Source organism: Roseibium sp. MMSF_3412, from assembly GCF_030733265.1.
Lineage (GTDB): Bacteria > Pseudomonadota > Alphaproteobacteria > Rhizobiales > Stappiaceae > Roseibium.
In genome coordinates this window covers 1-14,420 of sequence record NZ_JASHJI010000008.1, presented here as the reverse complement: position 1 = coordinate 14,420, position 14,420 = coordinate 1, and the positions used below count along the sequence as shown (strand labels likewise).

Annotated in this window: 12 protein-coding genes; 7 read left to right on the top strand and 5 right to left on the bottom strand. The window is 56.7% G+C overall.

Annotated elements, in window-relative coordinates:
* Positions 1–74: 74 nt before the first annotated feature.
* Positions 75–785 carry a transcriptional repressor LexA gene (gene lexA, locus RBB49_RS15205; RefSeq protein WP_306143705.1) on the bottom strand — a complete coding sequence of 237 codons (711 nt, stop codon included), beginning with the start codon at positions 783–785 and terminating at the stop codon, positions 75–77.
* A gap of 496 nt (positions 786–1,281) precedes the next feature.
* Between lexA and RBB49_RS15200 the strand changes: the two genes are divergently transcribed.
* Positions 1,282–2,037, top strand: a complete 756-nt coding sequence (locus RBB49_RS15200) for a LuxR family transcriptional regulator (RefSeq protein WP_306143704.1) — start codon at positions 1,282–1,284, stop codon at positions 2,035–2,037.
* A gap of 298 nt (positions 2,038–2,335) precedes the next feature.
* Here RBB49_RS15200 and RBB49_RS15195 read toward each other — a convergent pair whose 3' ends face one another.
* The 3 genes from RBB49_RS15195 to RBB49_RS15185 form a co-directional block, all read right to left on the bottom strand.
* Entirely contained in the window at positions 2,336–3,676 is a 1,341-nt protein-coding gene (locus tag RBB49_RS15195; protein WP_306143703.1) for a globin-coupled sensor protein, read from the bottom strand.
* A 316-nt stretch (positions 3,677–3,992) separates the two neighbouring features.
* Positions 3,993–4,736 (bottom strand): hypothetical protein, encoded by a 744-nt coding sequence (locus RBB49_RS15190; protein ID WP_306143702.1) that lies wholly within the window; start codon positions 4,734–4,736, stop codon positions 3,993–3,995.
* Between the two features lie 119 nt (positions 4,737–4,855).
* Complete coding sequence (locus RBB49_RS15185) at positions 4,856–6,457, bottom strand: acyl-CoA synthetase (RefSeq protein ID WP_306143701.1); 1,602 nt, start codon at positions 6,455–6,457, stop codon at positions 4,856–4,858.
* A gap of 129 nt (positions 6,458–6,586) precedes the next feature.
* Between RBB49_RS15185 and RBB49_RS15180 the strand changes: the two genes are divergently transcribed.
* Entirely contained in the window at positions 6,587–7,396 is an 810-nt protein-coding gene (locus tag RBB49_RS15180; RefSeq protein ID WP_306143700.1) for an alpha/beta hydrolase, read from the top strand.
* 144 nt (positions 7,397–7,540) lie between these two features.
* Here RBB49_RS15180 and RBB49_RS15175 read toward each other — a convergent pair whose 3' ends face one another.
* Positions 7,541–8,257: a FadR/GntR family transcriptional regulator gene (locus RBB49_RS15175; protein WP_306143699.1), complete on the bottom strand. Its 717-nt coding sequence runs from the start codon at positions 8,255–8,257 to the stop codon at positions 7,541–7,543.
* A 514-nt stretch (positions 8,258–8,771) separates the two neighbouring features.
* Here RBB49_RS15175 and RBB49_RS15170 point away from each other — a divergent pair.
* From RBB49_RS15170 to RBB49_RS15150, 5 genes are all read left to right on the top strand, one after another.
* Positions 8,772–10,292, top strand: coding sequence for a sensor histidine kinase (locus tag RBB49_RS15170; protein ID WP_306143698.1), 1,521 nt, complete (start codon positions 8,772–8,774; stop codon positions 10,290–10,292).
* Complete coding sequence (locus RBB49_RS15165; protein ID WP_306143697.1) at positions 10,293–12,536, top strand: bifunctional diguanylate cyclase/phosphodiesterase; 2,244 nt, start codon at positions 10,293–10,295, stop codon at positions 12,534–12,536.
* 224 nt (positions 12,537–12,760) lie between these two features.
* Positions 12,761–13,480 carry a carbon monoxide dehydrogenase subunit G gene (locus RBB49_RS15160; RefSeq protein WP_306143696.1) on the top strand — a complete coding sequence of 240 codons (720 nt, stop codon included), beginning with the start codon at positions 12,761–12,763 and terminating at the stop codon, positions 13,478–13,480.
* A gap of 117 nt (positions 13,481–13,597) precedes the next feature.
* The gene (locus RBB49_RS15155; protein ID WP_306143695.1) at positions 13,598–14,089 is read left to right on the top strand and encodes a (2Fe-2S)-binding protein; all 492 of its coding nucleotides are present in this window, start codon (positions 13,598–13,600) and stop codon (positions 14,087–14,089) included.
* Between the two features lie 134 nt (positions 14,090–14,223).
* Positions 14,224–14,420: hypothetical protein (locus tag RBB49_RS15150; protein WP_306143693.1), on the top strand; the 197-nt coding region annotated here is incomplete at its 3' end.

Genomic DNA, 14,420 nt, shown 5'->3' with positions numbered 1-14,420 from the left:
GCGATCTCGGCATCGTTCCCTCAATGTGTCGCTTCATGAAACCGGCACAGGCGGGGAGAGGGCTTGCTGCCCGTTCAATATTGCCTGAAAAGCGCGACGAGACGTCCTTGAACGCGCACCCTGCCTGGACCGAAGATCCGGGTTTCGTAGGCCGGGTTTGCAGCCTCGAGCGCAATCGAAGCGCCTTTCTTGCGCAAACGCTTCAAGGTAGCTTCTTCTTCGTCAACCAGCGCGACAACAATGTCGCCGCTGTCCGCACTCTCGGTTCTGCGGATGAGGACCGTGTCACCATCCAAGATCCCGGCTTCGATCATCGAGTCGCCACGCACTTCAAGCGCATAGTGCTCGCCTTTTCCCAGAAGCTCTTGCGGAACGCTGATTGAATGACTGTGCGTCTGGATCGCCTCGATGGGGACACCTGCCGCAATGCGTCCCATGACGGGAATTTCCGTTCCTGTGTCGGACTGTACCGGGACAGTGCGCTCCGGTTCCTGTTTGCCCAGCGAGCCTTCAATGACCTCAGGCGAGAAGCTGCCGCGTGGCCGTGGCGTTCCCAGGCCCGGCGCGATCGAGTCGGGGAGGCGGACCACTTCCATTGCACGAGCCCGATTCGGCAGCCTCCGGATGAAGCCACGTTCCTCAAGTGCGGTGATCAGGCGATGAATACCCGATTTGGATCGCAGGTCCAGTGCATCCTTCATCTCGTCAAATGAAGGCGGAACGCCGGTTTCCTTGAGACGTTCGTGAATGAACATGAGCAGTTCATACTGCTTGCGCGTGAGCATCTTTGGCTCTCCCTGACCACGAATAGGGGGCTGGTACAAATCAAGAACACAGTACCTGTTCCTATTGTGTTCTGCAAGGGTAAATGTTCTCTTACTGTTCTTCACACTGCGGAATGCGACACTGCCACTCGCGCATAACGTTCCAGGTATTGAGCAGGGGCGGAGGCCGGTGTCGCCCTGGCGACGTGCTGTCCATCACGGCTCAAGTGCTCCTGCGTTCCGCGAAGAGATGCAAGTGCGTTCGCTAACGGTGGCCGGTGCGGCCAACCACGTGTTGATTGTGGGGCAATTTGTTTTACACGACGGAACAAGTCATGCAATTGTCAGTTGTGTGTGGTGCGGCGTTCCCTGCAGTGTCCATGGCCGGTACTACGTTGGAACAAAACACTAAGATTTGTCTTGCTACTCGGCATCAAGGGGTAGGCGCGCCAGTCTTGCCCGTTTGCTGGCGGAATTGAGTTAAATGACGATAAAAAATACAGTCCGGAAAGCTGTCGTGACGGATGCAACTGTAGATAATGCGGGCTACTTTTCCGAGCTTTACAGCTCCGTCAACGCAGTCAAAAATCCTTCTGAGCTGTATGCGAAGCTGCGCCGCATTGCTCAGGATCTCAAGTTCGCAAGTTATGTCGTTCTGTTTCTGCCCCAGGTAACGGACGAGAACATTCGGCCCAGCATTGTGGCATCCAACTGGAGCGGTGCCTTGCTGACCGCCTATGACAGGCTGAAACTGTTGGAAAACAGTCCGATTATCGCCGCGTTGCGAAATACGGACGTTCCTGTCGAGTATGACCTCGAAGCGCATGGAATCGACAGGCCGGCACATGAGCGAGACAAGGCGATCAACCTGTTCCTGGAGCACGGAATGACACGGGGCATCTATTTCGGATGCCATGACAAAACCGGTCGCCGGGGTGCCATCGGTTTTGCCGGCAATCGGCCGCTGCCGTCGCCTGCCGAAATGGCAACTTTACATCTGATCAGCCAGCACATTTTCTCACGTCTTTATGCACTTATGGGCGATCTTGGCGAACGGCTTGTCCTCAGCACAAGGGAGATCGAATGCCTGGTATGGTCGGCCCGCGGCAAGACCTCTTCGGAATGCGCCACGATACTCGGCGTCGCGGAATCGACCGTCGCCGGATACATTGCATCGCTCAATCGCAAACTGCATGCCCAGAACAAGACCCAGATGATTGCGATCGCCTACGAACTCGGTCTGATCTCGAATGCTAATGTCGGCCTTCGCTGAGGACTTGACCGCTTCCAGTTTACCTCCGATTACGCATCGAATGTCAGATAGAAGGCTGCGTGAACAATGCCCGTTGCGGGTATCGGCGCGTCGATGCCGACTCCGGATCTTTTGGGGGGCTCAAGCGTGAGCTTGCCTTCTCAATCGACCCTGACCGATGCGCGGCAAGACGCAGATCATTTCAGGGAGCCACAATGGAGCGTGTGTTCCGCTATCAGGGTCCGGGAGCCGGTGCTGCGTGAATTTCCGTGGGAGCAGAGCTTCAAAGACTCACGCAGCCAGCCGTCCGAGCCTACCGTCAACCTATCTGCCTGACCTTGTCGAAAAACCCGCTGATCTCCGACGAAATCGTCTCGACGCTCTGTTCCATCTCCGTTGCAGCGGAGAGGAAGGTCGTGCTTGTTGCATCCGCCGAATCGATCGCCTGCTGAACGCCGGAAATGTTTCCTGCAAGAATTGAGGCACCATCCGCGACGGTCTGCACACTCGCGGATATTTCGCCGGTGGCCGCCCCTTGCTGTTCGACGGCAGCAGCGATCGATGCGGTCATTTCGTCAAGCTGGCGGACGACCTCCGCAATCGTACCGATGGAGTCGACGGCATTTGTGGTTGCGCCCTGTATTTCAGCGACCTGAAGACTGATTTCCTCGGTGGCTTTTGACGTTTGCGTCGCCAGTTCCTTCACTTCCGCCGCGACGACCGCAAAACCCTTGCCCGCGTCACCCGCGCGAGCGGCTTCGATGGTCGCGTTCAGCGCCAACAGGTTTGTCTGTTCGGCAATTGCCTGAATGAGGCCAATCACATCGCCGATTTTTTGGGCGGCCCCAGAGAGGCTTTCAACTTCGCCGCTTGTGCTTTCGGCGTTGCTGCGCGCCTGGTTTGCTATTTGTGATGCTCCTGTAACCTGTTTGGATATTTCCAGTATGGATGCTGACAGTTCTTCGGTCGCCGAGGCGACAGTCTGAACGTTGAGACCGGTCTCCTGCGAGATCGTGTTCGCGGAACCCGTTTCCGTTTTTGCCGATCCGCACACGTCCTGCAATTGAGCCGCATCTCCGGCAACAGTGCCTGCTTTGGCCCCGATGTGGTGAAGCGGTTCTGCGACCGAAGACTGGAACACGTCTATTGCGGCGTTGAGTTCATGCGTCCTGCGTTCCTGCGCCTCCATGAGAAGCGCCTGATAAGTTGAGATCGCCATGTCCAGATCCAACATGACAGCGCTCGTGACGTGTTGCAGAGACCGGGAAAGCCGGGCGGGTGAAAACCGGTACTTCCTGACAAGCAGACCCTGCAGCCTGACGAGTACGAATTTGTAACCTGCGATGTACCACCTGGGATCCAGACCGATCCGGCTGTGGACACGTCCGATGCGATTTATGCTTTCAACGTAATCCTGATCGAAGCCCTGATTGAAAAGCTTCTCCCAATGCGTCTTCTGCGCCTCTTCCAGGCGGTTCTGCTGTTCTCCCACCATTCCGGCCATTTCCGGAAACTGTCGCAGGTGGTTGTAAAACTCGGTCAGTATTTCATCGATGTTTTCTTCAATTACGGGCCAAAGAGCCCGGAGACCGGCCACAACCCCGTCATCGATATGTGCAAAGCGCAGCCGAGACTCAAAAACTTCGGTTTCTTCTGACATCTGGTGTTTCCTATCAGGGTGACACGACCTTGAGATTCTGTCGTGTACTTGACTCGATGGCGTCAATTCTCAAAACACCGCCATGTTCACAAGTCAAAAAGGAAAATGAGTAAATAAAAATATATTGAAACGGACTTGTTAAAAATAACAGTTACGCCTAAAATATAAGCAAATACTATTATTTTGCTTTAAATGTATGCGCAGAAAACTCAATATAGTATGTGGTACTACGTATTTGCATTGTTTCGCGCGTCAACGCACGCAGGCCGCTCACAAATGGGTTTCGCCCTTGCTGTAAATGAATGAGCGGTCGAGGTCACGCGTCTGCGATTAAAAGGAGCTCGCAAGTAATCAGTGTCGGGGCCGATCCGGTGCGCAAATGTCCGGCGTGCAAGTTGCCATCAAGGTCGACACACCGTATCGGCAGGTTGATCAGCCCGTCACTCCGCGCACGGCATTCCCGCAGCAGAAGTATTTCCGAAATGAGCCCGCGCATGGGGGCAGCGTCTGCAAAAGAAGCGCCTGCGAGACTGCCCAGTCCCACAACCTTGACCGCGGGTACGTCGAGCTTTTTTCTCAGGCTCTGCACGCTCGCCGGCAGATCTTCGAAGGGGGCAAGTGTGGTAATCAGCGCGTTGGCGGGCAAACCGGGTTCGGCTTGCGCCGGCCCGGCGGTTCTGAAAAGTGTGAATTCCGTCTCAGGATCCGGTCGGGAGACAAATTGTGCGCCCTTTATTCCATAACCGCTGACCTCACCTTCAGCGCCGATCTGCAGCGTTTCGGGAAGGAGGTGGCCCAGGTGTTCCTCACCCTTATGTGTCCAATATGCATGGATGTGCGCGAAACACTGGCCGTCCCTGTGTCCAACGATGGCGACCGCGTCGGAGAGGGTAACTCCGGCTGAGTGCCTGGTGTCGCTGTACCAGGCAGCGTGCCGGTCATCGACTGCTCTGTCCGGCATGACGTAATCGAACGGGGACAGGGCCAGGCCGGCGAGATCAAGGACGGCGGACTCATATCCTTGGACTTCGATCCAGTGCGCCAGTGCTTCCAGGAGCATCGAGCCTGGCCGTAGGCCGATCGAAACTTTCTCTGCGTTGCAGAGCCGGTGTGGAAGTCTTTCCGCGTTCCGGGGGCCGGGATGCCTGATGTCCGACAAACGCTCCGGTGCCGCCCGTCTCATATCAGGCCCTTTTCCTGCAAATGCTCCCTGACCAGTTTCTTTGTGATCTTTCCGTAGGCGCTCGTCGGCATTTCCTCGATGAAAAGATAGCGCGCGGGCATCTTGTATCTGGCGATCTTGCCGGACAGATATGTCGACAGTTCCGCCTCGGTTACGGTTTTCCCCGTGTTTGCAACGCAAACGGCCAGTCCGATTTCCCCCCATTGAGGGTCCGGGACGCCGAGAATTGCAACTTCGGAAACATCCGGATGCGCGAGCAAAACTTCCTCTATTTCCTTGGGATAGACGTTGGAGCCGCCGGAAATGTACATGTCCGACGCCCGTCCGGTGAGGTAGAGAAACCGTTCTTCATCCATGTGGCCGATATCGCCCGTGCGGAACCAGCCATTGCGGAATGATTTCGAGTTGGCGGCCTCATCCTCGAGATATCCCGCGCAGACTGCCGCACCGACCACGCAGACTTCACCGGTTTCTCCGGGCCGCAGCAGGTTGCCGTCGTCGTCCTGAATGCTGACTTCAATGCCGGTGCGCTCCGTGCCGCAGGTTCCGGCCCGGGCTTGCGGTCCATCCTCCAGCGAATGATCCTGCGGGCGCAGGACCGTGATGTTTCCGGTCACTTCTCCAAGGCCGTAATACTGAACCAGCACGTTTCCAAGTTTCTCAAGCGCGTTTTTCTGGTCTTCCCGGTACATCGGCGCACCAGCGTAAATCACGTGACGCAGGCTCGAATGATCGTAGCGGTCCACGGCTGGGTCTTCCACCAGGCGTTTGACGATCGTTGGAACGGTGAAGAGGTTGCTTACCCGGTGCTGTTCGATCAGTTCAAACGCGACGGCCGGACTAAAGCCGCCGCCGGGCATCAGCACATGAGCCGTTCCGACCGGAAGCTGAGCAATCAACTGAAGGCCGGCCCCGTGGGAAAGCGGAGCAATGACCAGCGAGGCATCCTGTTCTCCCGTTCCGGGCATGAGATCGGCCAGATAGTTGACGACGACAAAGCCGATCTGGCCGTGGGTCAGGACAACCGCCTTGGGACGTCCGGTGGATCCAGAAGTAAAGAAGAGCCAGCAGGGGTCGTCATAGGCAACGGGTTCATTGACGAATTGGGAGCCGGCATGCGCGGAAACCAGGCCTTCATAGTCGAGCCCGAAGTCGGTTTCGCCGATTGTGACAACGCCTTTGAGGTCCGGTCTTTCCAGTCTGACCGCTTCGGCCTGATCCCTGAATTCGGCGTCGCAGACGAATACCCTCGCGTTGGACTTGAGGCTGGCAAAGGCGGTTTCGCCCGGTGCCTGGCGAAAATTGCAGGGAACCCAGACGGCGCCCAGTCGAAATGCGGCAAGCATGGTTTCGACCATCTGGTTCGAGTTTTGCGCCTGAACCAGGATTGCATCGCCCTTCGCAATACCGAGGTCATTGTGCAAAGCGCAGCAGAGTGCGGACACCCGCTGATCCAGTTCAGCCCAGCCCCAAGTCCTGTCTTTCCAGTGAAGTGCGGGGCGTTGCGGCCACCGCGCTGTGTTCCTGGTCAGGTAGTGTGAAAGATTCGGGACGCGGTTGGAGCAGCGCTGCATCATGGATCGACTGTTGTCCGGCATTGAAGTTGTGGAGCGACGTTAGGCCGGTGATACCTTGCTTGACAAGCCGGAGAGGCAACGCTGCCTTCTACGAAAGACATTTTTTGTGCAACCATGCAGCCGGGCGATTCATTGCATGCAGGACTTTTCATGACGGATGCGGATATCAAGGACTGGGACGACGCTTATGCCAACGGGGCCCATATCCCCGGCGCAGCCGGGTACCCGGACAGGTGGGCGCGGGCAGCAAGGGACTTCAGGGCAGGGTGGCCGGATTCGTCGCTGGACGCGGCCTACGGTGTTTCGGATCGCCAGAAACTTGATCTCTTTTTTCCGCAGGGCACGTCGCGTGGGCTGGTGATCTTTGTTCACGGTGGCTACTGGCTTCGCTTTGACAAGAGTTTCTGGTCGCAGTTCGCGACAGGTGCGCTAAGACAGGGCTGGACCGTCTGTCTGCCCAGCTATGACCTGGCACCAACCGTCAGGATCGGCGACATCACCAAACAGATCGGTGCAGCGGTAATGTTTGCAGCACAGCGTTGTGACGGACCGGTTCGTCTCGCCGGTCATTCGGCGGGTGGACATCTGGTGACCCGAATGGTCTGCGACGACACGCCGCTTGATGAGAGAACCCTGGAACGACTTGAAACTATCGTCTCGATCAGTGGGCTTCATGACTTGAGGCCATTGCGCAGAACCCAGATGAACGCATCGTTTTCCCTGACCGAGACGGGTGCGGCCGAAGAGAGCCCGGCACTGCGGGCGAAAATAACGGATTGTCCCGTAACCGCCTGGGTTGGAGCGCAGGAGCGTCCCGAATTCGTGCGTCAATCAAGGCTCTTGTCTGAAGCGTGGCCAGGGACGCGGTTTCATGCTGAACCCGGCAAACACCATTTTGACGTGATCGATGCGCTGGAAGATCCTGAAAGCGGATTGGTTCGCACGCTGGTGTCAACCTGACCCGATCCCGAACATCGATGGTTTGGACGGCGGAACCGAGTGTCCCGGGCTCCACGTGGAAGGCGTGGGCGCGACGCCCTCTTTCTTTGTTGGAATGTGCAGCAGGTCTCTGTCGGGACTGTCTCGGGCCGGATTGGCGTGCAATCAATGCTTGGCGAGAAGATCCCGCATTCGTTGCCTTGCCACCTCCGGCTCATGCGACCTGATCGCCTGGGCGACCGCGATGTGGTGCTCCCTGGGAACGGGGTCTTCCGGCGAAGCGTTATCGTCCGTGGTGCGCGATGACACGAGAATCGCATGGATCACGTTCTGAAAATGCGCGAGCATCAGGTTTCCGGTGGCCTGCAGGATCGTGGAGTGAAAGGCGAATGTCGCGCCAAGCATTGCCTCTTCTCCGTAATCCGTATGTATCTTTCGTGCTGCCTGCAGGATCCTGTCATGCTGATCGTTCGACCCGTGTATCGCTGCAAGTGCTGCGGCCTCCGGCTCGAAGATGGATCTCAACTGCATCGCATCGGCATGGATCGTCGGGGTCATCGGGCAGTCGGGCTTGTGCCAGCGTATGACGTCCGGGTCCAGTAGGTTCCAGTCCGTGAAGGGACTGACCCTGGAGCCGTAGCGCCGTGCCGTGCGGACCAGTCCCTTGCCGCAAAGCACCTTGACGGCTTCGCGAATGACAGTCCGGGACACATCGAGCGTTGCAACGAGTTCGTCCTCCTTGGGAAGAACATCGCCGACAGGATACCCGCCAAGTACGATTTTGTGCCCCAAACGCTCGACCGTGTCCTTGACCGCCCCGGTCGGCAGGGCCGTTAGAGACTTGTCTGGCAGTTCGAAGCGAAGTCCGTCGTCTTCTTTCATCGTGCCTACTCGGCTGATCGAAGCAAACGCTCAATAGCATCGGGCCTTGAGCAAGACCTTGCATAAAGTATACATGATTTACTCAGAAAATCACTCAGATAAATTTCATCTTCCTGAGTGTTTTTTATTATTTTTGTTCAATGGCATTTGTAAAAAACGATTGCTTTCATGCCATTTTGAAAGAAGTACCAATAGTCCGGCGTTACTCGAAAAGTAGGTTGCCGCTATTTCTATCGGGGAAAGTCTGGATATGTAGAAAAGACAGGTTAAACTGTTTTAATTTACAATTGATTTTTATGGAAAATTTAGAAAACCTAAGCAAAATCTGTAATTGGTGGTTGGGGCGAGGCCAGGCTGTGCGAGTTGTGATTTTCCTGCGAAAGCGGGTGCACGACCGGGCCGGCGCCAAATTCCAATTCCAGACAGCGTCACGTCCAGGTTAGAGGTAGGCGTCTTGACTGTTAGCGGCAGTGCGTCGTTGCCATATGCCCCGAAGAAAACGGGCCGGGTCAGTTTGTCCCGGACGTTTATTCTCTATACGCTCGGGTTGTTCGCGCTGCTCGGTATCATCTTCATAGGGGTTTTGACAAAGATCACGTGGGATGCATCGCATGCGCGGGCGATCCGTGTGACAGAGGCCTTCTTTGAAGCCACGAAACGTCCGTTCGAAAGAGCCATCTGGACAGTCAACGCCGAAGCAACGCTTCAACTGATCCGAGGCCTGGAAAGTCTTGAAGTGGTGGAGCGCGTCTGGGTCGAGACACCCGATACGGGAAACTTCGGCGACCCCGTTGCCGGGATACGCCGCGCGGAAGCGCTCTCCTATACCCTGCAATCGCCGAGCACGATCCTGCACAAGGATGCGATCGGACAAGTCTTCATCCTGCTCGACAGAAACACGATTTCGCAGGAGATCTTTGCAACGGTCGGTTACATTGTCGCGGCTATCGTTGTTTATCTGCTCTTGCTCACGTTTGTCATCAGGACGGTTTTCAAGCGGCTGATCGGACGTCCTCTCACGGACATTGTTGCCTATCTCTCGACGCCGCGGCTGATTGAGCATCCCCCGGACACGGTCCTCATGCCGGGTCGGGAGGATGAAATCGGCATTCTTTCGTCAAGCCTGCAATCGATGGTCCAGCGCAGGCATCACGACCTGCAGAAGATCCAGGAGTACCAGACCAATCTGGAAGAACTGGTTGCACGCCGCACCGAGCAGCTCAAACTCGTGCAGGAAGAGCTCATACAGGCGGACAATCTCGCCGCTCTCGGCGCTCTGGTGGCCGGCGTCTCGCATGAATTGAACACGCCGCTGGGGAATGCGCTCATGGCAGCGACGACGATCAACGATTCCACGGACCATCTGAAAACTGAACTCGATCAGCAATCACTGAGCAAGGAAGCTCTTGAAAAAGAGATTCAGCGCATAAGCGACACTGCCGATATCATTGAAAAAACTCTTGGACGGGCGCGGGAACTGGTCGGAAATTTCCGCCAGGTCGCCGTCGACCGACAGAGTGAGAAAAAGCGTGCGTTCAATTTCGATCATATTGTTCGCGAGACACTTGCAACTCTCCAACCGACTCTGAAAAAAACGTCATTCAGCCTTGATCTGAACCTGAAGGCCGATGTCGTCATCGAAGCATATCCCGGCGCGGTCAGTCAGGTGCTCTCCAATCTCGTGGAGAACGCGATCAAGCATGGATACGAAGGCCAAAACACAGGGGACATCAAAATTCAAACAAGTGTGCTGAACCATCGGGGCGGGAAAAAAGTCCTGTTGAGCTGCAAGGACTTCGGCGTGGGAATACCAGAGAAAAATCTCAAGAAGGTCTTTGAGCCGTTTTTCACGACCAAATTCGGCAAGGGAAGCTCCGGGCTGGGAATGGCCATTTGCTACCAGTTGGTCACCGAGGCCCTGAACGGATCGATGTCGGTCGTCTCAAAGGTCGGCTCTGGCACGGAGTTCTCAATCGAGATCCCCTTCAGGACACCGGAGCCGGGCAAGCCGGAAACAGGAATACAGGTGCCGTAGATGAGCATGGATTTTCTGGCACCCTCCAGAATGCAGGCGCACCGGGAAGAAAGGTCTCCCTGGAAGATCCTTGTTGTGGATGATGATCCAGACGTTCACGATGTGACCAGGATCGCTGTTGATGGCTGCGACTTCGAGGACCGTCCATTCCAGTTGTTACACGCCTTGTCCGCGCAGGAAGCGCGCGAGATACTGGCGGAACACGAAGATATCGCCGTTGCGCTGATCGACGTCGTGATGGAGAACGACACGGCCGGTCTGGCTCTGGTCAGCTGGATCAGATCGGAGCTTGGCAACACTTTCACGCGTCTGATCTTGCGGACGGGGCAACCGGGTTACGCTCCGCAGACAGACGTGATCATGAAATTCGACGTCGATGGCTACGCGGAAAAGGCGGAACTTTCGCGTACGAAGCTCATCACGGCGATTGTGACGGCGTTGCGTGGCTACAAACTGGTTCTCTCGCTGGAGACCAACCGGCAACGGCTCAAGAAACTGAATGCGCAGCTGTCCGCCATTGTCGAGAAAAATGCACTGGGCGAATTCGCGACGGTTGTCCTCCAGAATTTTTCGGAACTGGCCGAAGAACCGATCGACGGACTTTTGTGCGGATTGGAATCCTTTCCCCAGCCCGGGGCCGTCGGCATGTCCGGCGCACGTGTTCTGGCTGCTTCGGGCGCGTTTGAAGACAAACTTGATCTGCCACTCGATGTCATCGGTGAAGATCTCGTGCGCAAATGCGTATCGGAGTGCATTGCCAACAGGACCGAGTATTCGACCTCCCGCGGCGTAGCGCTGCCGCTCGTCACCAGAAACGGACTGTCCGGAGCGCTCTACATAGGCATGCCGCTTGCGGTCCTGCATGAGAAGATCGGACCGGAGATTATTCGCCTGTTCATGTCCAATGTCGCCCTGGGCTACGAGAAGACCGGTCTACTGGAACATATTCGCAACCTTGCCTACGTCGATCGCACCACCGGACAATCGACTTTTTCCGGCTTTGTCGAGGCGTTCCAGAGCCAGGCCGCCGCCGAACGCGCTCTGCTTGTGCTTCATTGTGACATCCAGCGTTTCCGGTTCATCGTCGATGGTATTGGAGACGAAAAGGCCGGAGCAGTTCTGAAACAGACCGGGAACCGGCTTTCGCAGACATTTCCAGATGCGCTGGCGATTGCTCGAAAGGAAAAGGACGAATTCCTTATCCTTCTGAAAGGGGGCGCAAGCGTCCGAATACCGGACATCGTCACAAGGATCGAGGACGCCTTCCAGGAACCGATTGCAATCGACGAAAACCAGATTTCGCTGAAACTCAGATGCGGGATCGCAAAGGCGGACGAGGCCGGGCGCAGTGCCGAGGACATCGTGCGTCATGCCTCGATTGCGCTGAATGATGTCCGGCAGAAAGGGCTTACAAATCACGCGGTTTTCCACCCGCTGATGCAGGAAGCGGCGCTCGAGCGATTGCGGCTCGCCTCTCTTCTCACAGGCAAGGGAGCGCAGGCAGAGTTCTCGCTCAACTACCAGCCGATCATGCAGGCGTCGGACCAGAGCATTGCTTCGTTCGAGGCCCTCATGCGCTTTCGCACCGCATCGGGCGGGACGTTGAACACCACCCGCATGATCGAGGCCGCGGAGACAAGCGGGCTGATCATCGAAATCGGCGCCTGGATGTTCCGGTCCGCCTTTGAAGAATTCAGCGGGCTGCGCGGTCTTTCCAATCGCGTCAGATTGAATGTCAACCTGTCTCCGAGGCAGGTGCAGGCCAGCCGGATCTACAAGGATATCGAGGACGCCGCGGCTGCGGCCGGTCTGGGTTTCGACCGGCTGGTGTTTGAAGTCACCGAAGGCCTCTTCGTGAACAACGATCAGGTTACCCTTTCTCTCCTGACCTGGCTGAGGAACAAGGGCGCGAAAGTGGTGATAGATGATTTCGGAACGGGATATTCGTCCTTCAGCTATCTCCGCAAATTGCCGCTGGACGGGATCAAGATCGACCGCAGCTTCATCATGAACATGGAGCAGGACCCGGACGCATTGGCGGTTGTCAGGTCGATTATCGCCGTCGCCAAGGCACTCGATTTGAGCATAACGGCGGAAGGTGTCGAAACGGCCGACCAGAGGAAGATCATGCAGGAATTGCAGTGTGACTTTCTTCAGGGATATTTCTTTGCAAAGCCGCTTCCCAGTTCGGACCTGGACAGCTTCATCAGTGGCGCAAAAGGTCCGGGTCTGGCGACGGGATGAATTGAGACAATCAGAATCCCGGTGAATTCGTTTCGATTGCAGGCGATTGGTGTGCCAGGCGGTGCGCGCGCGGCCGCCTTTTCCGTAATTCGCTCGATAAGTGATTGAAATTCGAAGCAATGCAGGCTCTCATAGCGATGCGAGCTGATCCGCGTACTGCTTGCACGCGCCAGGCGCGATCGGCCACTGTTGCGGCTGCGCCAAGGCAGAAAGGGAGAAACACGATGGACATGAACGGCACGCACCGTATTCCGGCAAAAAGAGAAGCTGTCTGGCAGGCTCTGAATGATCCCGAAGTTCTGAAGGCGTGCATACCCGGCTGTGAGAGCCTGGAAAAGACATCCGACACGGAAATGAACGCTTCGGTGACAGCGAAGATCGGACCGGTCAAGGCCAAGTTCAAGGGCGCCGTGACGCTCGAGAACATCAACGCGCCGGAGAGCTACACGATCGTGGGTGAAGGAAAGGGCGGCGTTGCCGGGTTTGCCAAGGGCTCGGCGGACGTCAAGCTGTCGGAAGAGGGTGAGGAAACCGTGCTCACCTACGAAGCCAAGGCCCAGGTCGGCGGCAAGCTGGCACAGCTCGGCAGCCGCCTGGTGGATTCAAGCGCGAAAAAGATGGCGGAAGACTTCTTCAGCAAGTTTACCGAAATGGTCGGAGGCACTCCTGAACCGAGCGTGGAAAACGCTACGGTGGAAGACGCTTCGGCGGATGACGAACTTGATGCCGGTGTCGCGGAAGAAGCCAAGAGAATAGCGATCGAAGAGGCGCCGGGAGAAGTTCTTCACGCCATCGAGGAGGCCGAGCACGCGGTCGAGGAAACGTTGCAAAAGGCGGAGGAAAATCTGGAGGTTGCCGCGGGGCGCAATGCCTTTGGCGGACCGTTGGTCTGGGGCCTGGCGCTTTTGGGAGTGCTTATTCTGGTGCTGGCCCTTGCAAGTTGACCCACGTGCAACAGATTGATTTGATGATGGTCTTGCCACAAGAACTGGCGAGGGGCGCTTAAGGAAAACAAACAGGACGCAACCACGCATTGCTGCTTTGACGAGGGAGATGAATTTATGTCGACTGTATCGCTTGTTTTGAATGGCAAGTCTGTATCCGCTGATGTTGAGGACCGGACGTTGCTTGTATCTTTCATCCGTGATGTCCGGGGTCTGACTGGGACGCATGTTGGGTGTGACACGTCGCAGTGCGGTGCGTGTGTTGTTCATGTTGACGGGAAGGCGGTCAAGTCGTGCACGATGCTGGCTGCGCAGGCGGCCGGTTCTGAGGTTGTGACGCTTGAGGGGATCGGGTCTGCGGCTTCGCTTCATCCTGTTCAGGCAGCCTTCCGTGAGCATCACGGTCTTCAGTGCGGTTTCTGCACGCCGGGGATGATCATGAGCGCGGTTGATATGATCAACCGTCACGGTGCGGGCAACCTGGACGAGGCGACGATCCGTGATGAGCTTGAGGGCAACATCTGCCGGTGCACGGGCTACCACAACATTGTGAAGGCGATCAAGGCGGCGTCGGACCAGATGGCGGGTATGGCGCAGGCGGCCGAATAGGGTCTTTGGGTTTGTTCTGAGCACGGTTTTTCCGGGTTTTTGCGACGCGGGGACCGGCAGGCCGGAGCAGCTCTGGAGGAGCGGGCGCTGATGGCCGGTGAGGGTTTCCGGATTTAGGTTTTGGGAGAGAGAAGATGGCGATAGAGGGGATTGGCGCACGTGCGCTTCGCAAGGAAGACAAGCGCTTCATAACCGGCAAGGGCCGTTATACGGACGACATGGTTCTTCCGGGGATGGGTCACGCGGCCTTTGTCCGGTCTCCGCATGCGCATGCGAAGGTGACGGGGATTGATGCGAGCGCGGCGCTTGCGATGCCGGGTGTGGACGCGGT

What these genes read in the sequence shown, in the direction of transcription:
- lexA (WP_306143705.1), bottom strand. Translation starts at nt 785, where the DNA reads ATGCTCACGCGCAAGCAGTATGAACTGCTCATGTTCATTCACGAACGT.
- RBB49_RS15195 (WP_306143703.1), bottom strand. Translation starts at nt 3,676, where the DNA reads ATGTCAGAAGAAACCGAAGTTTTTGAGTCTCGGCTGCGCTTTGCACAT.
- RBB49_RS15190 (WP_306143702.1), bottom strand. Translation starts at nt 4,736, where the DNA reads ATGCTCCTGGAAGCACTGGCGCACTGGATCGAAGTCCAAGGATATGAG.
- RBB49_RS15185 (WP_306143701.1), bottom strand. Translation starts at nt 6,457, where the DNA reads ATGCCGGACAACAGTCGATCCATGATGCAGCGCTGCTCCAACCGCGTC.
- RBB49_RS15180 (WP_306143700.1), top strand. Translation starts at nt 6,587, where the DNA reads ATGACGGATGCGGATATCAAGGACTGGGACGACGCTTATGCCAACGGG.
- RBB49_RS15175 (WP_306143699.1), bottom strand. Translation starts at nt 8,257, where the DNA reads ATGAAAGAAGACGACGGACTTCGCTTCGAACTGCCAGACAAGTCTCTA.
- RBB49_RS15165 (WP_306143697.1), top strand. Translation starts at nt 10,293, where the DNA reads ATGAGCATGGATTTTCTGGCACCCTCCAGAATGCAGGCGCACCGGGAA.
- RBB49_RS15160 (WP_306143696.1), top strand. Translation starts at nt 12,761, where the DNA reads ATGGACATGAACGGCACGCACCGTATTCCGGCAAAAAGAGAAGCTGTC.
- RBB49_RS15155 (WP_306143695.1), top strand. Translation starts at nt 13,598, where the DNA reads ATGTCGACTGTATCGCTTGTTTTGAATGGCAAGTCTGTATCCGCTGAT.